The organism is Shewanella litorisediminis (assembly GCF_016834455.1).
Taxonomy (GTDB): domain Bacteria; phylum Pseudomonadota; class Gammaproteobacteria; order Enterobacterales; family Shewanellaceae; genus Shewanella; species Shewanella litorisediminis.
On the sequence record NZ_CP069213.1, the window covers coordinates 1,773,312 to 1,794,938 of the forward strand.

The following is a 21,627-nucleotide window of genomic DNA, read 5'->3' on the forward strand; positions in this document are numbered from 1 at the left end:
GGGCGCAGGCTTTCACCAGAATGATGATTTGCGTGGCAATTGCTGGCTCGAATGAAGCGTCTTAGCCAGTTCCTGCTTGAAAGTCTTGTTTGGTGGACTTGAACTATGCCGGCAGTCCATCGTAACGCGGCAAATTCTCCAAATCATGCTCCCAGGCGGCGCGGCTGGCCATATACAGGTGTGCGTTGGGGGGAATGGTAATGGCGCTGTCGAGGCTTGCTGCCGGGACGACCAGGAGATTACCGGTCGATTGCTGTGGAACCGGTGAGCCACAAACAGCACAAAATGCTTTGGTATGGCGCGTTGAAGGCAGGTTGAAAACGGTGACTTTATCAAAGCCCGATAACCACTTCAGCGTCGCCGAGGTGCTGAAGAGGTTTGCTGCGTGTGCAGAACCCGTATCTTTCTGACAATAATGGCAGTGGCACAGGACGAAACGCTCAAAATCGCCATCAATCTCATATCGCACTTTACCGCAAAGGCAAGAACCAGAATGCTTTTTACTCATAATCTGCTCTCAACTGGTTTGACACTTTTACTATGCATTAAATGCTGGGCTAAGGCACGGCTCCTTTCTGACTGACTTATTTCGGCACCGGTTGAGAGAGCCGATACTCATAAAACACCAGGCTGTTTTCACTCTGAGGTTGTGCTGTAAAGCCCAACTTTTCAAGCAGTTTAGCTGATGCCGTATTGGCCTTGTCAACGCCGCCCACAAGGGTTAACCATGACTCAGTGCTGGCAGCTGCGCCAATGAATCCCTGCAGTAATTCAGTGGCCAGGCCCTTGCCCCAATACGCCTGTGCAAGCAAATAGCCGATGTGGGCATGGTGCTCGTTCTCTACGCAGATAAACAGGAAACCCACTATTTCGTTTGTTTTGGATGTGACCTGAAGTAACCGGCTTTCTCGCAACATGCGTTCAAGCCACATGTCTGCCGAACCGCGGGAATTAACGCCGTGGAAGTAGGGGGGAAGATGTTCAACTACTGCCGGGGTTAAAATTGCGGGCACTCGCTCAAGTAAGTCAGAGCGTTCAGACAATGCAACGCTATCCACTATTTCAACCACGTTCAGTCTTTGAGTCTCAAACGACATTGTCATGTTAACTACCTGATTAGATAATGATAATTACCCTGTAAAAACCGGCTGAGAATCGATTGTGACCTATTCTGACTGATTCTGATGGAGCTACGCTGCTGCGCTGGCTTGTCATCGTTTTGCATCGGCTCCTGCCAGTGCCAATGCCCCTATGCCGGCACTGGGTCAGGACACAGGGTCAGAGCTCTGGGTTTGGCTCGCCGGAAAAATAAGGTGTGGAGCCAGAGTAACTGACTGCAACGTTTTTTGCTGAAAGTTTCCCAAAAATAATCACTTTGATGCAGCTTATGGATTTAGCGTGTTTCCTGACAATGCAGCTTTTAACCCCATTGAATGGAAGAGGGATGACAGGGGCAAACCCGCTTTGTATCAGGGGAGTTTAGTCTCTGGTAAAAAGCATGTTTATCTGCGGCTCACCCGCTGCCAGGCTAGTAAAAAGGCGCCGGGGGCGCCTTTTTAACGGGTCACTGAAATTTGCAGACAGTGATTACTTGGTCAGATCGATGCGATAGACGGCATAACCCAACTCGTCTTTGCCGACCTTGGTCATGGCGCGCTGCTTGTATTGCTCGATAAAAGCATCGGCCTTGGCGCTGTCCTGGGTCTCGAATCGCACATCCAATGCCACGGCACTGTTAATGGTCACAAAGTCCCAGTTGTAGTCGGCGGTGGGGTTAACCATGCCCTCGTACTGGCCGGTGGCGTCGTTATACTTCGACTCGGCAGTGATATAGGCCGCCAGCGCCTCGCGGTTGGTGTCCGGGAGTTCCAGCACTACATGGTCGCTGCCGGTACCGGCAAACTTGCCACCAAAGGCGCGGTAGTTGTTGGAGGCGACAATGAACTCTTTGGTCATCAGCTCTTCGCCGCTGTAAACGGTGCCGTCGGCGTCTTTAAAGGCCAAATCCACGATGCGGTTGGCGTTTTCATTCACGACCTTGCAGTCGCGGTCGAATTTGCTTGGCTGGGTGACGTCAATCTTGTAGGTCATTCCGTCAAGGACATCGAAGTTATAGGTTGGATGGCCTGCCCAGTTGATGAGGAACTGTGGCTCGCTCTTGGCGGGGTCAATCTGGTTGAACTGATTGGCTGAGCACTCGAGCCAGTCTTTCAGTTCGGCGCCTGTGGCCTTCACCGCCACCATGGTGTTGGGGTAGAGGTATAGGTCGGCGGCGTTTTTAAAGGTTAACGCGCCCTTGTCCACCTGCACGTACTGGTCGGCATCTGATGTGGTGCCGTGGCGGCCACCGGCCTTGAAGGGGGCTGAAGCCGAAATTACCGGCAGGTGTGCAAGAGATGCTGGCAGCTTGGCCTTTACGTTGGCGATTTGGGCGTCAGAGACGATTTGCACCGTGGGGTCGTCCTGCACCAGGGTGAGGAAGCTGTACATGTCGGCAGCGGCCACACCGATTGGCTCATCCACGAAGGCGAGGGTACCCTGATGCTCAAGCTCAACCGCATCATGGATATCCTTGTCGGCTTCTACCAGCGGGGCTTTGTTGGCGCCGTCGTAGATGGGGCGAGCTTCGGTTTTAACGTCCAGTACTGTCCACTTACCGTCTTTGCGGGCGAGTGTAAAGTCGACCACGCCGAGGTTATCGCCCCAGCGGCCTGGCATCACAGCGGCAACGCCGTTCAGCAGGCCCTTTTCCACATCTGTGTTTGGCAGGTTGCTGTAGCGCGCATCCGGGAAGATGGAGTGGCTGTGGCCAAACATGATGGCATCGATGCCTTCTACGCGGGTGAGGGCATAGGTGGCGTTTTCAGCCATGGGATCGCCCGGGTTTTCCACCGAGCCAATGCCTGAGTGGGGAATGGCGATAATGATATCGGCACCCTTGGCTTTCATTTCAGGCACATACTTTTGCGCGGTTTCGAGGATGTCCGCAGGCTCAACCTTACCGGTGAGGTTTTGTTTGTCCCACAGCATAATTTGCGGCGGTACAAAACCGATATAGCCGATGTTCAGGGTGTGCTTATCGCCGTTTTGGTCGATAACTTCTTTGTCTTCAATCAGGTATGGGGTGAACAGATGCTCACCTTTTTTAATACCTTTCCAGCAACCGTTATCGTCGGCGCAGTAAACGTTGGCATTGATATAGGGGAATTCGGCGCCGGCGAGGGATTTTTCTAGGAAATCCAATCCATAGTTGAATTCGTGGTTACCTATGTTGCCTACACTGTAACCCAGCAGGTTCATGGCCTTGTAGGCGGGATGCACGGCGCCATCGGCAATACCGATTTTGGCCATATAGTCGCCCATGGGGCTGCCCTGCAGCAGGTCGCCGTTATCCACCAAAACGTGGTTGGGGGCTTCATTGGCAGCGGCCTTGATAAGGCTGGCGGTACGCGCCAGTCCGATAGTTGGGTCCTCTTTGCCGCTGTAGTAGTTGAAGTCCATGATGTTGGTGTGAAGATCCGTGGTTTCCATCACCCGCAGGTCCACCAGAACCTCTTTTTCCACTTTGTCATTGTCTGAGCCGCAGGCGCTGACGCCCAGTGCAGCGGCAATGGTTACCGCCAACAGATGTTTTTGATTCATATCCGTATCTCTTGAAATTAGCGGGAAGGTGCGAACACGTCCTCGTACCTTCCCTTACCCCGGGCGCACCTCTGTGGGCGCGCTCCATCATCCAACCCAACGCGAGGGCGTTGGGGTTGGCAAGAGTATCAGCTCTATAGCTTGCAAAAATGTGACCGAAGCGTAGAAAGGGCGTATCACATTGTGTCTTGCCTCACGGCCGCTGAATTTCTGACCGGATGCGTAAAGGCGGTTTAACTCATGGCAATAAAAAAGGCGCCCCGGAGGGCGCCTTTAAAACGGTGCTCTGAAAACGGCAATTACAGCAGGCCGCGGCTCTTGAGCAGTGGTTCGATGCTGGCTTCTTTACCACGGAATTCGCGGTAGAGCTGCATCGGATCTTCGCTGCCGCCTTGAGACAGCACAGTGTCACGGAAGGCCTTGGCGGTTTCGGGATTAAAAATACCCTTCTCGCGGAAGGCCTCGAAGGCATCGGCGCCGAGAATATCGGCCCAGATGTAGCCGTAGTAACCGGCCGAGTAGCCGCCGGCGAAGATGTGGCTGAAGTAGGTTGAGCGATAGCGCGGTGCGATTTCTTCAATCAGACCCATTTTCTTGAGGCTGGCGGCTTCAAAGGCGGCTGCATCCTGCACGTCGCTGGTTTCCAGAGTATGCCAGTCCAGATCAAGCTTGGTGGCGGCAAGGTATTCAACGGTGGCAAAGCCCTGATTGAACTTGCTGGCGGCCTGAATTTTTTTCACCAGCTCATCGGGGATGACTTCGCCGGTCTTGTAGTGCTTGGCAAACTGAGACAGCACTTCGGGCTGAGTCATCCAGTTTTCGGTAACCTGGGATGGGAATTCCACATAGTCCCGTGGCACAGACGTACCTGACTGGGCCTCGTACTGCACGTTGGAGAGCATGCCGTGCAGGGCATGACCAAACTCGTGGAACAGGGTGCTGGCTTCATCGAAGGTCAGCAGTGATGGCTCGGTTGCGGTTGGACGCGGGTAGTTGAGCACGTTAACAATAATGGGCACCACGCGCTCGTCGCCAAGGCCACTTTGTGAGCGGTAGGCGTTCATCCAGGCGCCGCCGCGTTTGGAGTCGCGCACGTAATAGTCGCCGAGGAAGATGGCGAGCAGCTTGCCGTCTTTGTCGAACACTTCCCAGGTACGCACATCTTCGTGGTACTTGGGCAGGTCGCTGCGCTCTTTAAAGGTCAGGCCAAACAAACGGTTGGCGGTGTAGAACACGCCTTCGATGGTGGCATCCAGTGAAAAATAAGGGCGGGTATCCTGCTCGTTAAAGCTGTATTTGGCGACGCGGATTTTGTCGGCGTAGTAATCCCAATCCCATGGCGCCAGCTTGAAGTTGCCGCCTTCGGCGTCAATCAGCTTTTGCATCTCGGCTACTTCAGACTTGGCCTGATTGATGGCAGCAGGCCATACCTTATCCAGCAGGGCATAGACATTGGCTGGGTCCTTGGAGGTGTTTTCTTCTAGCACATAGTGGGCGTGGGTCTTGTACCCCAGAAGCTTGGCACGCTCGGCGCGCAGGGCAGCGATTTCGGCCAGCGCCTTTTTGTTGTCGTGGGCATCGTTGTGATTGGCGCGCTCAACATAGGCGGTGTAAAGCTGCTTGCGCAGCTCGCGGTTGTCGGCGTAGGTCAAAAACGGCGTGATGGATGGACGGGAGGTGGTAAACACCCATTTGCCTTCCTTGCCACGTGCTTTGGCAGTCGCGGCGGCCACATCAATCACGCTTTGGGGCAGACCAGACAAATCGTCTTTGTTTTCTACCACCAGTTCAAAACCGTTGGTTTCGGCGAGCACATTGTCGCCAAACTCCAGGCTCAGCTTGCCGATTTTCTCGTTCAGTTCACGCAGCTTGGCTTTGCCTGCGTCATCCAGGTTGGCGCCGCCGCGGCTGAAGGCCTTGTAGGTGTCTTCCAGGAGGCGGCTTTGTGCGGTATTCAGGCCAAGGGTTTCACGTTGCTCGTAAACAGCCTTTACCCGGGCAAAGAGTTTGTCGTTAAGAAAAATATCGTCCCGGGCTGACGAGAGCATGGGGGAGACTTCTTTGGAAATCGCCTGCAGGCCAGGGGTGGTGTCAGCCGAAGTCAGGTTATAAAACACAGAAGAGACGCGGCTTAGCAGTTTGCCGCTTTGTTCCATGGCTTCGATGGTGTTGGCGAAAGAGGGCGCCTCAGGATTGTCGATAATGGCCTGAATTTCTGCTTTTTGGCGCTTGATACCTTCTTCATAGGCGGGCAGGTAGTGGGCTTCTTCAATCTTGTCGAAGGCCGGGATGTCCTGATAGGTGTTGTAAGGCTCAAAGAAGGGGTTGACGGCGGCAACCGGCGTTTGCTCTGCTGCCGTGGTTACCGCGCTTTCAACAACGGCGGCGGATGCCGGGGCCTTGGCCACTTCGGTACTCTTGCTTTCTTCGTTGCCACAGGCCGTGAGACCCAGAGCGAATGTCATGGCCACAACAAGCGGCTTGAGGGTTTGTCCCTTCATGGTGCGTTTCCTGTATTGAGTGTGTGTGAGATGGCGGCGTGAAGTATGTTTGAATTTTGCGCCCAAGCAGTAAGACTTTACCTTCCCGGCGGCCGCCATCCGGCGTCAGCCACTTGTTTAACATGTCAGCTGGTGGTCGCCAAGATCCTTGGCAAATTTGTTGTAACAAAGCATGAGTAAATGGTTATTTCCTGTGCCTTGGCTGTGGCACACTGAACATCGGAGCCGCTGGCGGGGCCAGAGCGCGTGGTTCCTTTTTTAAAACCAAAAACAACAAATGCCGACAACGAACATGACAAAAAAACATTCCACATCCTTTAGCCTGAGCCGCCTGTCCGCCCTTATCCCCTTGATGCTTGCCATGCCGGGTGTGGCCGCAGTGCCCTCACAGGATGCCCAAAAGGCGGCCGACTATGCGGTGGCTCACTACCAGCAGGCACAAATCGACACCCTGAAAACCCTGGTCGGCTACGATACCCGAGCCCGTGAAGGCCTGACGCCGGACACCGATCCTGTGTTTGCCGATTTTAAGCGGGCGCTCGGGGTTAAAGCCCGGATGCTGGGGCTCGATGTGGAGGACCACGGCTACGTGATGCTAATAAGCCTGTCCCCCGAAGGCGCTGGGGCAAACATCAAAAAGGTCGGGGTGATCACCCACGGCGACGTGCAGCCGGCAGACCCCAGCCTGTGGCCTCAAAGCCCCTATGAATTGACCGAAACGGCCGATGGCAAGCTGGTGGGCCGCGGCGCTGAAGATGACAAGGGGCCTATCGCTACGGCGCTCTATGCCATGAAAGCCATCAAAGACAGCGGCGTAGTGCTTAAACGCCGCATCGAGCTTCTGGTGTATATGGCAGAGGAGTCGGACTGGGATCCCTTGAAGGCGTTTTTGAAAACTTACCAGAGCGCCGATATCAATATCACCCTGGATGCCGAGTATCCGGTGGTGACGGGCGAGAAGGGCTGGAGCCAAATCAAGCTCACCTTGCCACGCGTCATGGTGAAAGTGGGCGCCGATACCCCGGTATTACAGTATTTCGCAGGTGGCAGCTTTGCCAGCCAAATCCCCCAGCAGGCCAGGGCCGTTATTCAAAACCCCAATCCCGAGCTGGTAGCAGCTCTCAAGGCCCGCGCCAAAGCCTTGCCTATCAAGACAGACTTTGTCGATGAGCCTTTGGGGCTCACAATCCATGCCACTGGCAAGGCTGCGCACTCCTCCACGCCGGAAGATGGTATCAATGCGGTGGCGTATCTGGCTGCGCTTTTAACGCCCACCGCTGATGGCAGCATTCCCCAGTGGCCCATGACCACGGCAGCGGTTACGGTAGACTTTTTGAATTCGCTGGTGGGCACAGGGCTCTTTGGCGAGCGCTTTGGCAAGCTTGGCTACAGCGATGAGTTTATGGGGCCAATGACGCTGGCACCGACCCTTATCACAGACGCTGGAGATGGCGTACAAGTGACCCTCAATCTTCGCCGCCCGGTGGGACGCACACCTGAAGCGCTGGACAAGCTTGCCATGGCCGCCATTCAGGGCTGGCAGGAAACAAAGGGGACACAGGTCACTGACATAGAGACGTACTGGGGCACCCCGATGCTGATTGAGGATGCGCCCCATCTGGATACCCTGCTTGGGGTCTATGGCCACTACACCAATACCCCGGATCCCAAGCCCATCGCCATTGGTGGCTCTACCAATGCCAAACTTTTCCCCAATGCCTTAAGCTTTGGCCCGGCCATGCCGGGGGTGGAGTACACGGGTCACAGCGAGTATGAATTTATCACCAGGGACCAGCTTAAGCTGAATCTGGAAATGTACACCGCCGCGCTGGTGGAACTGGCGATGCGCGAGTAATGCAGCCAGGGTTTGAGGAAACAAAAAAGCGCCTCTAAGGCGCTTTTTTATTGTCATCCCTAAACCACCGCCTAAGGCGGTGGTGATTGTTCCTTGAGGCTATAGCCTGAATAACGCCCATGCTAAAAGAGACCTTCTTATTCACCACAAGTAAGAGGTAACTAGAAGCATGGGCGATTACAGAAGTTCATCACATGTTTACTGGCGTTGTAAATATCACACCGTTTGGACTCCGAAGTACCGTTTTAAAATGCTCAAAGGCAATCTTGGCAAGGAGCTGTATAGGTCTATTTATATCCTATGCAATATGAAAGGTTGTGAGGTTTTGGAGCTGAATGTTCAGGTAGATCATGTGCATTTGGTGGTGATAATTCCACCGAAGCTTTCGATATCGACTCTGATGGGTGTATTAAAAGGTAGAAGTGCGATTAGGTTATTCAATAAGTTTCCGCATGTACGTAAACGACTATGGGGCAACAAATTTTGGGCCCGTGGCTACTTTGTCGATACGGTTGGTGTAAATGAAGCCATCATAAGGCGTTATGTAAGACATCAAGACAAACAAGACTTAGAGCATGAGGCTCAGTTATCGTTGCAGATGGGTTAGAAGATAGCGATAGCCCCTTCTAGGGGCGAATTAAAGCCGCCTTCTAAGAAGGCGGATTCTTTACTAAAGGTGCGATTCAACGCGCTTCAGTAAGCGTGTTTTAACGCACGTCAGTAACCCAGGGTTTCGCTGGCGCTCTGACGCGGGTCGGAGGCGCCATAGATGCCTTCTTCAGTCACTACAATGGATTGGGTCGAGCCCATGGCATGTTTGACGTTGACCTTGTGGCCCATGGACTCCAGCAATCGGCGGGTGTCGAGGTTCAGGCTGCGCTCTGTGCGGATTTCATCGGGATACCACTGATGATGGATGCGCGGCGCAATGCTGGCCTCGGCGATGTTCAGGTCGTGATCCACCACGTTCATGATGATTTGCAGCACAGTATTGATGATGCGTGAACCACCTGGGCTGCCTGTGACAATAAAGGGCTTGCCGTCTTTCATCACAATGGTGGGGCTCATGGACGACAGCGGCCGTTTTTGTGGCTCAACTGCATTGGCGTCACCGCCGAGCAGGCCGTAACCGTTGGGACTGCCGGGTTTGGCGGCAAAATCATCCATCTCGTTATTGAGCAGGATACCGGTGCCCTTGGCCACCATGCCTGAGCCGTAACTGAAGTTCAGGGTGTAGGTGTTGGAAACCGCATTGCCCCATTTATCGACCACCGAATAGTGGGTGGTCTGGTCGCTCTCGTAGGGGGCAAGTTTACCGGGTTTGATGTCATCGGATGGGGTGGCCTTATTGGCCGCAATGGTCTTGGCAATGGCCTCACCATAGGCCTTGCTGGTCAGCGCGTTAACCGGCACCTTCACAAAGTCAGGATCGCCCAGATATTCACTGCGATCGGCATAGGCGCGCTTCATGGTTTCGGCCATAAAGTGAATGCTCTGGGCACTGTTGTGGCCAAGCTCGCCCATGGGGAAGTGTTCAAGCACATTGAGCATTTGAATGATGTGAATACCGCCGGAACTTGGTGGTGGCATGGAGACCACTTCAAGGCCGCGGTAGCTGCCGCGTACCGGCTCGCGCTCCATCACCGTGTAGGCCTTGAGGTCCTCCAGCGTCATGATGCCGCCGGCTTCCTGCACCGCGGCCACCAATTTTTCGGCGGTTTCGCCTTCATAAAAGCCCTTACTGCCAGATTTGCTGACGCGTTTTAAGCTTTCGGCTAAATCTTTTTGTACCAGGCGCTGGCCCACGGTGAGATTTTGTCCTTCGTTGGGGTAAAAAATCTCGGCAGACGTGGGCCATTTGGCAATCCAGTTATGCAGCCCGGCAAGGGAGCTGGCGAGTTCGGCAGTCACTTCCACGCCGTCTTCGGCAAGCTGTATCGCCGGGGCAATGACCTCTGAGAGGCTCATGGTGCCGTATTTTTCCAGCGCCAGCTCCATCCCCATTACTGTACCCGGTACACCCACGGCAAGACCGTGGCTGCGGCTCAGTTCATCCACTGCGTTGCCAGCTTCATCGAGGAACATGTCGCGTCTGGAGGCCTTGGGGGCCGTCTCACGATAATCGATGGCGATGGTTTTATTGTCTTTGGCCAGATGCACCAGCATAAAACCGCCGCCGCCGAGATTACCGGCGCGGGGCAGGGTGACGGCCAGGGCAAAACCCACAGCAACGGCGGCATCTACGGCATTGCCGCCTTTTTTGAGGATATCCACGCCGATGCGGGTGGCCAGTGCTTCCTGACTTGAGACCATGCCGTACTTGCCAAAAATGGGCTGGGCGGTGGCCATTTCACTGAAAATGGCACTGTCATCCAGCGCAGGCTTGGTGGGCAGTTTGGCTTGTGCGGTGAATGTGGCCGCAAAGGGCAGTGATATGGCAAGGGCGAGCGTCAGCCCCTTTAAGGTAAAGGCACCGGGCCGTGGTTTCATGTTGGTTCCCCCAAAAACGTGTTCTTTGTGTTGTATTTTTTACATTTTATGAAGTTGTCACTGTGCCTGCTGTGGTTTGGCTTTGCAACGGTTTTGGCGCCTTTCCCGTGGCGCATGCGGTCCAATCAGTCGCCAAAGGCAAGCCAAAGACCAACAAACGCCATCAGGCTGCCGGCAATTCGGTTGAGTAAGGTTAAATTGTCACCCCGGCTTAAAAGCGCTTTAAGGCTTTTTCCGCCACCGGCGTACAGCAGCAAACAGGCAAACTCAGTGATAAGAATAATGGACAGCAGCGCCATTAACTGCGGCGCCATTGGCCGCTCAACATTAATAAAAGGTGGCAGCAGTGACACCATAAAGGCCCAGCCTTTGGGGTTGGCGACGGCAGTTACAAAGCCCTGACTGATGAGCGCCATGGGATGTGGCCTGGGGCCGGGCTCACTTGTTAGGGCAAACTTGCCCCGGGAGCGCCACAGATTAATGCCAAGGTAGACGAGATAAGCGCCGCCCACGTACTTGAGCGCGGCAAACAGCGATGGGTAGTTCAGCATGATGGCGGCAACCCCGAGCACGGCTGCCAGCGCCACCAGGCCCACACCGACCAGTTCGCCGGCCATCATCCACAGGCTTCTGCGCACGCCAATGCTCATGCCGAGGGTCATGGCCAGGGTCATACACATGCCGGGTGTGATGGAGACAAATAAAAAGGTGGGAATAAATACGGCTAACAGGGTGAAATCAGGCATGGGTTCAGGGTCAGGATGCAGGCGTTAAGAACAGGGTTATGCAGTGTAAATTAAGCCCTGTGTATGACACAAGTCGCATTAAGGGCCCTGAAGTCACTGCCCCGATGCCAATTCACTCATAAATAACAAAGGCCGCACGGGGCGGCCTTGTGTCATGAAAACCTGGTCAGGTTCGATGGCTGACTTACAGCACGCCGCGGCGTACCTGATCGCGTTCGATGGACTCGAACAGGGCCTTGAAGTTACCTTCACCGAAGCCCAGGTTGTTCTTACGCTGAATGATTTCGATAAAGATAGGACCAAACAGGTTTTTGGTGAAAATCTGCAGCAGATAGCCGTTTTCATCGCCATCCACCAGAATCTGGTGATGCTTGATACGCTCACGATCTTCGGTCACCTGGGGCAGTTTTTCAAAGATGGTGTCGTAGTATTCAGGGATGATGTCCAGCGTCTGGATAGACGAGCCTTCCATTGCATCCAGCGAGGCGACGATATCGCGGCTACGGAACGCCAGGTGCTGTACGCCCGGGCCATTGTATTCGCGCAGGTATTCATCAATCTGGTTACGATCGTCGCCCTTGCCTTCGTTGATGGGGATACAGAAGCTGCCGTCAGGTGAGCGCAGCGCGTAAGAAATCAGTGCAGTCTGCGAGCCCTTGATGTCGAAGTAACGCACTTCGGTAAAGCCAAACACATCTTTGTAGAAGTTTGACCACTGCTCCATGGTGCCCTTGTAGACGTTGTTGGTCAGGTGGTCGACTTCCATAAAGCCTTTTTCCTGAACAATCACAGGCTCGTCAAGGTCAACAAAGTCGGTGGCGTAAATGTTGTCATCGCCGAAACGGTCGATGAAATAAATCAGGCTGTCGCCGATGCCATAAATGGCTGGGTAGGGCAGGTCTTTCACGCTCTCCGGTGCTGCCTTGGCACCGCGCTCAACGGCATGCTTGTAGGCGTACTCGGCATCTTCTACACGCCAGCCCATGGAGGTGATGGCCGGGCCGTGTGACTTGGCAAAACCAGCCGAGAAACCGGCGCGGTCACGGTTCATCAAAAAGTTGATGTCGTTTTGCTGGTAATAGTAGATGTCTTTTTCCTTGTGCTTTTTCAGCATGGAAAAACCAAAGTCCAGAAACACCTTGTGCATGAAATCGTTATCGGGCGTTGCAAACTCGGTAAATTCGATGCCGAGCAGGCCCAGTGGATTGGTTTCGCTTGCCATTGTCTTGTCCTCTTTCAATGGATTGCTGCCTGGAATTGTTGTGATTAGTCTTCGAGCCAGGAGCGGTTGTAATCGGGTGCCATGCAGTTTTTCACGTGTTCGGTCAGCTGCAGTGGCGCAAAGGTGTCTACCATCACGGCGTACTCGTAGGTGTCCTTCTTGCCGATGGACGCCTCGGTGCGGCCGGGCTGCGGGCCATGGGCCACGCCTTTCTGATGCAGTGTGATGTAACCGGCTTCAATGCCAGTACGGCTCATAAAATCACCGTCGACGTAGTAGAGCACTTCGTCGCTGTCGATGTTGTTATGGTAGTACGGGGCCGGGATCGCCTGCGGGTGGAAATCGTAGGGGCGCGGCACAAAGTTACAGATAACGAAGTTTCTGGCCACAAACACCAGGTGATCCGACGGCGGCAGGTGGATTTTGCCCACCTTGGGCGCGTATTCGGTGATGTTGAAGGCCCAGGGGTATACAAAGCCGTCCCAGCCCACCAAATCGAAGGGGTGCCATTCCAGCTGAGTCAGTTGATATTTGTCGCCAAACTTGCATACCAGCGGAAAGTTTCCGCGCTCAACCACGGCGTCTTTCAGTTCGGGCACGCGGATGTCGCGCTCGCAGTAAGGGGAAGATTCCAGCAGCTGGCCGTATTCGTTACGAAAGTGCTTGGGGATTTCCACCATGGTGAAAGACTCAATCACGAACAGGCGCACATTGCTGTAATCATTGAATTTAAGCTGATAGGTGGTGCCGCGCGGGATAACCAGATAGTCCCACTTTTTGACTTCAAGCTCGCCATATTCAGACAGCAATACGCCGTCCCCTTCGTGGACAAACACCACTTCATCGGCATAGGCGTTACGGTAAAACTCGTCGGTGTCTGCAGTCACCTTGGCGGTGTACAGGGCAACGTCGGCGTTAAAGAAAATTTTGTTGCGGGCAGAGAAGAAGTTGCCTTCGCTATCGGCCAGACGTGAGTCCAGTTTATAGTTCTGTACCAGAGAATCGACCCAGGTCTCGCCGTGGGTCAGTGACATGGGGGCCACTTCCAGCGCCTTGGTGGGCATATTGTGGTGGTACTTGTTGGAATAGATGTTCGAAAACCCGTGGGTAGAGAACAACTCTTCGCGGTAAAGCTCTCCATTTTCCTTGGCAAACGCGATGTGGCGCTTGTGGGGGATCTGACCTTGTTTCACATAAAATGGCATTTGTTTTTATCCTCTGTAGGGCTCAATCAGGCCCATTCACCCGCCGATCTGGCGCTATATGTGATCTGGGTATCAATTTAGTTGCCAACTTGTACAAAAAAAAGAATAATTAATCGGTAATCATCATCTAAAAATTAGATGGTAACGAAGGCGTTACGCTTTTGTTCATTGTCTGACCCGGGAGAGGGCCGATGCGCATCGATGTGGATGCCTTTAAGGTATTGGAAGTGCTGGTGGAAGAGGGCAGTTTCGCCAAGGCGGCGGAGCGCTTGCACAAGGCACAATCGGCGGTGAGCTACCAGATTAAAAAGCTTGAGCAGCATCTGGGGGTGAGCCTTTTATCCCGTGAGCAGTACCGCGCTGAGCTGACCGCCGAAGGGCGGGTGATTTTGGCCGAAGGCCAGCGGCTCTTATCCCACCTTGCCAATATCGAGCATTTGGCGAGCCGTTTCAGCGAAGGCTGGGAGCCCAAGCTTGAGCTGGTGATTGACGGCGCACTGCCCATGGAGCCGATTATGACGGCGCTCAAGCGCATGGCCGAGCACCAAATTCCCACTAAAATTCAGCTCAATATGGAGTTCCTTGGCGGGGTGCAGCACAGATTCGAGCGGGACAATGCCGATTTGATGCTGGTAAAGGACTATCGTACCGGCCCCTATTATTACGCCAAGCCATTACCCGCCATCACCAGTGTGCTGCTCGCAGCGCCCCATCATCCGCTGGCGGGGCGTAAAGCACTCACCCTCACCGAGCTACAGCAGCACGTAGAGCTGACTATCGAAGACTCATCGCCGGTGAAAACCTACCGCGACGAACTCCAGTTTGGTGGCGACAAGGTGTTTTATCTCTCCGGCTTTATTATGAAAAAGAATGCTTTGTTAAAAGGCCTGGGCTTTGGTTGGATGCCCGACTTTTTGGTGCGCGACGAGCTCAAAAGTGGTCTTCTCACTGAAATCGACTTTGTGGGCGGCAGCCGTTACACCTTCGTGCCGCAGCTGGTGTCTACGCTGGAGCGACCGTTGGGCCGCGCCGGCAGGCTCTTTACCGAGCTCATTTTGGAAGAATTTTCCAAAGAGCCCATGGGGATACCGGAGGGACTGGGTTAAGGCTTGGTTCAAGCGTTTGACACAGTTGTTTACATTTTGACTCTGACAGGTGACATATTATGTCGTATGTTGAGCCACATCCGTAAAACGTCAGATGGGGAAAAGGATGATGAGACGTTGTCACGAAGTGGACTATGAAATTCGCGGCGAAAGCATGCAGCTGGTGGAAGTGGAGCTGGATCCCGGTGAAACCGTGATTGCTGAGGCCGGCGCCATGACCTACATGGAAGAGGGCATCCAGTTTGAGGCCCGCATGGGCGATGGCTCTGAGCCTGAGTCCGGCTTTTTCGGCGCCTTGATGGGGGCGGGCAAGCGTATGCTCACGGGCGAGAGCCTGTTTATGACGCACTTTACCAACCAGGGCCATGGCAAGCGACGGGTGGCGTTTTCGGCCCCTTATCCCGGCACGCTTCTCGCGCTGGACATGGCGGAGCTTGGCGGCGAGTTGATATTGCAAAAAGACAGCTTTCTGGCGGCAGCCCTTGGCACCCAAATCACCATGACATTCAACAAACGCCTCGGAACCGGCTTTTTTGGCGGTGAAGGCTTTATCATGCAAAAGCTCAAAGGTGATGGCATGGCCTTTGTGCACGCCGGTGGCACCCTTATCAAAAAAGAGCTTAAGGGTGAGACGTTGCGGGTGGATACCGGCTGTTTGGTGGGGTTTACCTCCGGCATCGATTACGACATCCAGCGAGCAGGTTCCCTTAAATCCATGGTATTTGGTGGTGAAGGTCTGTTTTTGGCCACGCTGCAAGGTCATGGCACCGTATGGCTGCAAAGCCTGCCGTTCTCGCGCATGGCCGACCGTATCATTGCCCATGCGCCTTCGGCGGGTGGTTCCAGCCGGGGTGAAGGCTCGGTGCTGGGCGGCATAGGCCGCATGCTGGATGGCAATTGACATCATGACATCAGACTAAGGTGGCCTTTAAGCCGCTGTGTCTGAAGCGTGCAATAAAAAGGGAGCCGGATGGCTCCCTTTTTACGAGGAGTCATCGATATTACTCGTTGATAATATCCATGATTTTGCGGGTCTTATCGTGAATTTTAAACAGTGAGTCTTCGATGCGGAGAGTCACTTCACCACCAGTCCCAATCGGGCCAACTCGTACTCCACGGTCGTAAATATCCCGGTCCAGGATATCGCCACGGCGATACTTTTTTTGCCAGCCGGGAGGCAGGGGCTTACCATTAGCCACCTTCTTTTGCAGGCCCGGTGGTAAGTCTTTTCCGTCTGAACGGTTCTGGTGATAGGACTTGTCTTTGTAGTCTTTGTAGTCTTTGTAGTCTTTGTAGTCTTTGTAGTCTTTGTGGTCTTTGTAGTCTTTGTAGTCTTTGTGGTCTTTGTGGTCTTTGTGGTCTTTGTGGTCTTTGTGGTCTTTGTGGTCTTTGTGGTCTTTTTGCTCTTTTTGCTCTTTTTGCTCTTTATGCTCTTTATGCTCTTTATGCTCTTTGTCGTTTTTGGCCATTGCACCAGTGCTCAGTGCTGCCGCCAGCATCAAAAACAGCCATTTATTTTTCATTGGACTCTCCTAACCTCACTCGGGGTACACATCAAAGGGATTCACCAGCCATCTGGTGGATGAGTTTCCAGTGTATATCATCTACTGGCTGTATGCTTAACCGTGAACCTTTTTGCACCAACAGCATATCAGCAAGCCCCGGGTGGCTCTTGATGGCTGTCAGGGTTACAGGTTTGGCAAATTCTTTCACAAAACGTATGTCAAGTTGTAGCCAGCGGGGCGCATCAGGGCTGGACTTGGGATCAAAATAATCCGACTCAGGATCCCAGGCACTGCTGTCGGGGTAGACGTGGCTTGCCACTTCCGCTACCCCGACAATGGCGGGAACCTTGCAGCTGGAATGGTAAAAAAACACCCTGTCTCCTACCTTCATCTCATCCCGCATGAAGTTGCGGGCCTGATAATTGCGGATGCCATGCCAGCCTTCCGTTTGTTGCGGTCTGGCGGCAAGGTCACGGATGCTGAACTCATCGGGTTCCGATTTCATTAACCAATAATTCATTGCATTTCCACTTTTTTGCAAGTGCTGCCAGTGTAAGGCCAACTGGGCGTACTGCAAAGCATGGCGGCAGTTCACCGAATACAAAGCATTCAAACTTTCCATTGGCTGAGCAGAGCCATCTGGCTGTCAGGGATTGCTATACTTGATTCTGAATTTAGTCAGAGGTCGGCCATATCGCCAAGATACTCGTTATGCTGCCAAGACAACTGTTATCGGGTCCCGTGCGCTTGTTAAAGTCAATGTGGTTGCTATTGATTCTCTTGACTGCAGGGCTTGGTGTTCCCAACGAGGTGAACGCCACCGTGGTGCGGCTGACGTCACTGCACTGGCCGCCCTATTCGGGACAAGGTTTACCATCAGAAGGGGCTTCTGTGGCTGTGGCAAAGGCCGCCTTTGCTGCCATGGGTTATCAACTGGAGGTGGATTTCTATCCCTGGAGCCGGGCCGTGAAGTTGGCACACCAAAGCAATACGCCCTATGTCGGCTATTTCCCCGAATACTATTTCGATACCGTGCAGTTTGTGTTTTCCCACCCGATGGGGATGAGTCCTCTTGGGCTTTTGGAGCACAAAAACCGTCCTATCAGCTGGGTATCGGTCAAAGATCTTCGCAATTACCGTCTTGGTGTTGTGCAGGATTATGTCAATACCGAAGAGCTGGACAAAGCCATTGCCGACGACCTTCAACCTGCTGAAAAGGTGACATCTGATGAATTCAATATCAAAAAGGTTGCAGCGGGCCGCATTGACGCCGCTGTGATTGATGTTTACGTAATGCGTTATTTGCTCAAACAAAACAGGCTGCAAGGCGTTGCCGATAAGGTTCAGATGAACAGCCAGCTATTGGCAAACAAAAATCTCTATATTGCCTTCAAGAATACGCCGGAGGGGCTTCGCTGGCAGGCTATCTTTAATGAAGGCCTGCAGCGAATCGATGCGGCTGAAGTAATGGCCAATCACTTGCCGGAATAAGGGATGTGTCACGCTCGAGCGACTACCGTGCGTCCAATCGGGGTTAGGCTGAGCAGGGCCAGTTTCAGGTGTTGAATGCCAAATGGAATGCCGATAATGGTAATAAAACAGGCCAGGGCGTGGCCTATGTGCCCGATAGCGAGCCAGATCCCAAACAGCAAGAACCAGATGATATTGCCTACCATCCCCAGAGGGCCTGTACCCAGATCTTCCAGCCCGGTCAACTCCCGGCGCGAGACATGATCCTGTCCAAATGGCCAGAACGCCATTTCCCCAATCACAAAGCAGGCCCGTCCAAATGGAATACCGACAATACTGATAAAGCAGAGCAGCCCTGCGAGCCACCAGGCAAGCCCCATGACAAAACCGCCAAGTACAAACCACGCGATGTTAAATATAAGCCTGAGTAGGGCCATATGTTCTCCTGTAAAATATGCGTCTATCTTCGATTGGTAGATGCTAAGCAAAATCAAGGCCATTTATTTATTTTCATTAATATCAAAGACATACGGCCTTTCCTTGCTGGGGGGTTGGTGTGTTTCACCATCCGGTTGACATAAATGACCAGCTGTAAGCTGAAAGTCGGGTCAAGTCGCGTTAGACTTGGCGCCTGTTTGTCACCTTATCCCTGTCTGAGAAGCGCTTACCCATGCATAGCCCAAGCCCAGTCGAGCCCTTTTCGTTTTTTGGCCACAGTTTGTGGCTCAAACGGGACGATTTATTGCCAGAACCCTTCAGTGGCAATAAGGGGCGTAAATTTGCCAGCTTGCTGACCGACCGCTTTGATGGGGTGCAAACCCTGATTGGTTATGGTTCGCCGCAGTCCAATTCGCTCTATTCCCTGGCGGCTTTGGCGAGCAGGCGTGGATGGCAACTGGAGTTTTATGTGGACCACATTGCCGCCAGCATCTACGCCGATGAAGAGGGAAATTATGGCGGTGCCCTGGCACTAGGTGCCAAGGTAATGCGGGTACCCGACCCGGGCATGTTGCCACGGGAATACATTGAGTCCATTCGTTTGAAGCAGATGGACGCAAACGCTTGTCTCTATGTGCCGGAAGGTGGCCGATGTGCCCTGGCGCGCACGGGTGTGCACACTCTTGGTCGCGAAATTGCGGATTGGGCAGCCGCCAGGGGCATGGCTGACCTAAAGGTGTTTCTGCCGTCGGGCACAGGCACCACGGCACTTTACCTCAGTGAGTATTTTCATCAGCAGCATAGCGATATCAGGGTGGTTACTTGTCCTGTGGTGGGGGATGGCAATTATCTTATCGCCCAGTTTGCCGAATTAAGTGCCGACAGTCACATTTACCCCGAGGTGGTTGGCGGCGCCCATCATTACGCCAAACTCAAGCGTGATGAGCTGGAGATTTGGCTGGCGATGCGTCGCCAGGGGCTGGAATTTGAGCTTTTGTATGACCCTTGCGGGCTGCTGGTGCTAAGGTCACTGCTGGATGCCAACGCAGAGGGAAACTGGCTCTACCTGCATCAGGGAGGGCTGAGAGGCAATGTGTCTATGCTGCCCCGATATCGGCGCAAGTTCGCGCAGTTTTTTGAAAAGGATAGCGCCTGAGCGGAAAGCACCCGTGAAATCGTGCTTCCTGCGCAGGCGTCAGGGATGTTTGCTTGGGAAAGTGAGAGGAAAGGGGAAATTCCCAGCGAACTGTTACTTATTGCTGCTCAGCAGCCACTTCATGAATCTCAGCGCTTCGGTACGCTTCGAGAAGGTTTGCCTGTTCTTGCCGTGTTTATCGGTGAAGGCGATTGAGCTCTTGTTAAGAGAGATGGAATCTACTGGAAATGCCACGCTGATTTCATGGCCATCTAATTTGTATGACATAAGCCACACTCCTTGTTTCTTTGTCGCCATTTAAGGGCGAAATTAATCTAACTATAAAATATCCTTAGCAAAAATATGCAAAAGACGGATGTGAGGACCGCCGAGAATAACGTATTGATGCCAGGTTTGCAAGTTAGTCGCTCCGATGATGCCAATCGAAACTGTCTGACGCGGAGCGATTCAGTGTATTTGAGCAGAGTCAGATGACGCTGGGATGACAGTCAGGCGAAATTCAGGTCCGTATCCGGCATCCGGCTGTCACACCGAACAGTTGTTGACTCTGACCTTTAGACACCTTGGTTTCAGCACTGTGAAAATATTGTCCCGGTGATAATATTCATGGGTTACCCGCGTGATGGAATCGTACTATGAAACGGATTTATAGGGTTTTTATCCCTTTTGTGTTCTCCCTGTTCTGCGGCCCGAGTATGGCCAATTCCTCCCTGACCTTGATGCAGGCATTGGATAAGTCCAGTGAAATTGAGCAGGAACAGGTACAGACTCCCGAGCATTATCAATACCGTGATCCGCTCTCCCGCGATACCCCAAGAGGCGCTTTGCAGGGTTTCTTCAAGGCGGCCTGGGAGCAGGATTATCTCCTTGCAACAGAGTATTTGGACCTGCGGTTTTTACCCGAGGGGATGAGCAGCACCAAGGGTGAGAAATATGCCCGGGATTTGCAGGCCATTTTGGATCGTAACCTCTGGATTGACCTGGACACAGTGAACGATACCCCCCAGGGGAATGAGCTGGATAACCTGCCCGCCTATCGCGATGCGTTTGCCCGCATCCAGGCAGGCAACAAGGACGTCGTGTTTTATTTGCAACGTGTTCCCGATGCGGGTATTGGCAGTATCTGGAAAATATCCAATGCCACACTGGCACAGGTGCCGGCGCTATATGAAAAGTTAGGCTATGGCCCTTGGGTCGAATGGTTTATTGCCCATGTACCCGAAGGACGGTTGTTTAAATTTACCTTGTGGGAATGGGCCTTTATGGTGGCATTCCTGGCGGTATCGTTATTGCTTGCGCTGCCGGTTACCTGGGTGGTTAAGTGGTTACTGCTCAGAACACCATGGCAGCACCGCGAGGAAGCGGCCAAAATAGTCACCGGGCCAATGCGCTTTTTTCTGGCGGTGCTGCTGAACAAGGCCGCCATTCTGCATACAACCTTGCCGGTGATGACCAAAGAGCTGATTGATACTGGCGTGTTTTTAATGCTGACCTTGGTATGGCTGCTTTGGTCGCTGATGGGACTCATGCAAAGTGTGCTCAAAGCCAGGTGGACAGAAAGGGGAAGTAAGCAAGCGGCTTCTCTGCTGCGACCTTTGACCAACTTTTTTCGGATTTTAACGCTGGTTTTGGCGTCGCTGATTTGGATGCAGCACCTTGGCTTTAATGTGGGTGCCATCCTCGCCGGCATGGGCATTGGCGGCATCGCACTGGCGCTGGCCTCCAAGCAGTCCATTGAAAATTTTATTGGCACTGTGACCCTGTACTCTTCTGCGCCACTCAAGGTGGGTAATCTGTGTAAACTCGGCAGCTTGCGGGGAACCGTGGAGGAGATTGGTCTTCGTTGCACCCGTATTCGCACTCTCGACCGCTCCGTCATCCATATTCCCAATGCAAAACTGGCTGAAATGGAAATAGAAAATATCTCTGAACGCGAAAAAATCCGCTTTAAAACCGACATTCGCCTCGATTACAACACCAGCGCAGAACAAATCAAGCAAATAACAGATGATATCAAAGCCTTACTTGAAACCACCGATAAGGTCAACGACAAGCCCCTGCGTGTAACTTTCAGTGGTTTTGGCTTGCATGGGCTTGAAATCAATGTGTTTGCCTATGTGGGTACAACAAGTTTGCCCACCTACCAACAGGTGGCACATGAACTCAATCTCGGGATCATGGAGATAGTGGCCAAACATGGCTCCAGAGTGGTGCCAGCCATGGCGCCGGTGGCGCCCTGAGTACAGGTGAAAGCCCGTTATATGAAAGGAATGTCAGTGACAAAGACTATC

19 protein-coding genes are annotated in these 21,627 nt (G+C 53.2%); 7 read left to right on the plus strand and 12 right to left on the minus strand.

The window, feature by feature from the left end; all coding sequences use genetic code 11:
- Nucleotides 1–103: 103 nt before the first annotated feature.
- From JQC75_RS07710 to JQC75_RS07725, 4 genes are all read right to left on the minus strand, one after another.
- Nucleotides 104–508, minus strand: a complete 405-nt coding sequence (locus tag JQC75_RS07710) for a GFA family protein (RefSeq protein ID WP_203326827.1) — start codon at nt 506–508, stop codon at nt 104–106.
- Between the two features lie 76 nt (nt 509–584).
- Complete coding sequence (locus JQC75_RS07715) at nt 585–1,103, minus strand: GNAT family N-acetyltransferase (protein WP_203326828.1); 519 nt, start codon at nt 1,101–1,103, stop codon at nt 585–587.
- 484 nt (nt 1,104–1,587) lie between these two features.
- On the minus strand, nt 1,588–3,642 hold the full coding sequence (locus tag JQC75_RS07720; protein WP_203326829.1) for a bifunctional 2',3'-cyclic-nucleotide 2'-phosphodiesterase/3'-nucleotidase: 2,055 nt from the start codon (nt 3,640–3,642) through the stop codon (nt 1,588–1,590).
- Nucleotides 3,643–3,941: 299 nt separating this feature from the next.
- On the minus strand, nt 3,942–6,143 hold the full coding sequence (locus JQC75_RS07725) for a M3 family metallopeptidase (protein ID WP_203326830.1): 2,202 nt from the start codon (nt 6,141–6,143) through the stop codon (nt 3,942–3,944).
- A gap of 292 nt (nt 6,144–6,435) precedes the next feature.
- Here JQC75_RS07725 and JQC75_RS07730 point away from each other — a divergent pair, with 292 nt between their 5' ends.
- Together JQC75_RS07730 and tnpA are read left to right on the plus strand one after the other, a co-directional pair.
- A complete protein-coding gene (locus JQC75_RS07730) occupies nt 6,436–7,998 on the plus strand; it encodes a dipeptidase (RefSeq protein WP_239002110.1) in 1,563 nt (520 codons plus the stop codon).
- A 169-nt stretch (nt 7,999–8,167) separates the two neighbouring features.
- A complete protein-coding gene (gene tnpA, locus JQC75_RS07735; RefSeq protein WP_203325554.1) occupies nt 8,168–8,605 on the plus strand; it encodes an IS200/IS605 family transposase in 438 nt (145 codons plus the stop codon).
- A gap of 110 nt (nt 8,606–8,715) precedes the next feature.
- Here tnpA and ggt read toward each other — a convergent pair whose 3' ends face one another.
- From ggt to JQC75_RS07755, 4 genes are all read right to left on the minus strand, one after another.
- Nucleotides 8,716–10,488: a gamma-glutamyltransferase gene (gene ggt, locus JQC75_RS07740; protein ID WP_203326832.1), complete on the minus strand. Its 1,773-nt coding sequence runs from the start codon at nt 10,486–10,488 to the stop codon at nt 8,716–8,718.
- Between the two features lie 125 nt (nt 10,489–10,613).
- Nucleotides 10,614–11,234, minus strand: a complete 621-nt coding sequence (locus JQC75_RS07745; protein ID WP_203326833.1) for a LysE family translocator — start codon at nt 11,232–11,234, stop codon at nt 10,614–10,616.
- 184 nt (nt 11,235–11,418) lie between these two features.
- Nucleotides 11,419–12,456, minus strand: a complete 1,038-nt coding sequence (hppD, locus tag JQC75_RS07750; RefSeq protein WP_203326834.1) for a 4-hydroxyphenylpyruvate dioxygenase — start codon at nt 12,454–12,456, stop codon at nt 11,419–11,421.
- 44 nt (nt 12,457–12,500) lie between these two features.
- Nucleotides 12,501–13,661 (minus strand): homogentisate 1,2-dioxygenase, encoded by a 1,161-nt coding sequence (locus tag JQC75_RS07755; RefSeq protein ID WP_203326835.1) that lies wholly within the window; start codon nt 13,659–13,661, stop codon nt 12,501–12,503.
- 191 nt (nt 13,662–13,852) lie between these two features.
- Between JQC75_RS07755 and JQC75_RS07760 the strand changes: the two genes are divergently transcribed.
- Nucleotides 13,853–14,767: a LysR family transcriptional regulator gene (locus tag JQC75_RS07760; RefSeq protein WP_203326836.1), complete on the plus strand. Its 915-nt coding sequence runs from the start codon at nt 13,853–13,855 to the stop codon at nt 14,765–14,767.
- Nucleotides 14,768–14,873: 106 nt separating this feature from the next.
- Nucleotides 14,874–15,668, plus strand: coding sequence for a TIGR00266 family protein (locus tag JQC75_RS07765; protein ID WP_203326837.1), 795 nt, complete (start codon nt 14,874–14,876; stop codon nt 15,666–15,668).
- Nucleotides 15,669–15,768: 100 nt separating this feature from the next.
- Here JQC75_RS07765 and JQC75_RS07770 read toward each other — a convergent pair whose 3' ends face one another.
- Both JQC75_RS07770 and JQC75_RS07775 read right to left on the minus strand, forming a co-directional pair.
- A complete protein-coding gene (locus tag JQC75_RS07770; protein WP_203326838.1) occupies nt 15,769–16,290 on the minus strand; it encodes a hypothetical protein in 522 nt (173 codons plus the stop codon).
- A 31-nt stretch (nt 16,291–16,321) separates the two neighbouring features.
- Nucleotides 16,322–16,792, minus strand: a complete 471-nt coding sequence (locus JQC75_RS07775) for an EVE domain-containing protein (RefSeq protein WP_203326839.1) — start codon at nt 16,790–16,792, stop codon at nt 16,322–16,324.
- Nucleotides 16,793–16,983: 191 nt separating this feature from the next.
- On the opposite strand from JQC75_RS07775, the gene JQC75_RS07780 reads away from it, so the two are divergent.
- On the plus strand, nt 16,984–17,763 hold the full coding sequence (locus JQC75_RS07780; RefSeq protein WP_203326840.1) for a substrate-binding periplasmic protein: 780 nt from the start codon (nt 16,984–16,986) through the stop codon (nt 17,761–17,763).
- Between the two features lie 8 nt (nt 17,764–17,771).
- Here JQC75_RS07780 and JQC75_RS07785 read toward each other — a convergent pair whose 3' ends face one another.
- Complete coding sequence (locus tag JQC75_RS07785) at nt 17,772–18,179, minus strand: YccF domain-containing protein (RefSeq protein ID WP_203327158.1); 408 nt, start codon at nt 18,177–18,179, stop codon at nt 17,772–17,774.
- A 233-nt stretch (nt 18,180–18,412) separates the two neighbouring features.
- On the opposite strand from JQC75_RS07785, the gene JQC75_RS07790 reads away from it, so the two are divergent.
- Entirely contained in the window at nt 18,413–19,336 is a 924-nt protein-coding gene (locus JQC75_RS07790; protein WP_203326841.1) for a pyridoxal-phosphate dependent enzyme, read from the plus strand.
- Between the two features lie 93 nt (nt 19,337–19,429).
- On the opposite strand, the gene JQC75_RS07795 is transcribed toward JQC75_RS07790, so the two are convergent.
- On the minus strand, nt 19,430–19,603 hold the full coding sequence (locus tag JQC75_RS07795) for a hypothetical protein (RefSeq protein ID WP_203326842.1): 174 nt from the start codon (nt 19,601–19,603) through the stop codon (nt 19,430–19,432).
- Nucleotides 19,604–19,971: 368 nt separating this feature from the next.
- On the opposite strand from JQC75_RS07795, the gene JQC75_RS07800 reads away from it, so the two are divergent.
- Complete coding sequence (locus tag JQC75_RS07800) at nt 19,972–21,576, plus strand: mechanosensitive ion channel family protein (protein WP_203326843.1); 1,605 nt, start codon at nt 19,972–19,974, stop codon at nt 21,574–21,576.
- Nucleotides 21,577–21,627: the final 51 nt, after the last annotated feature.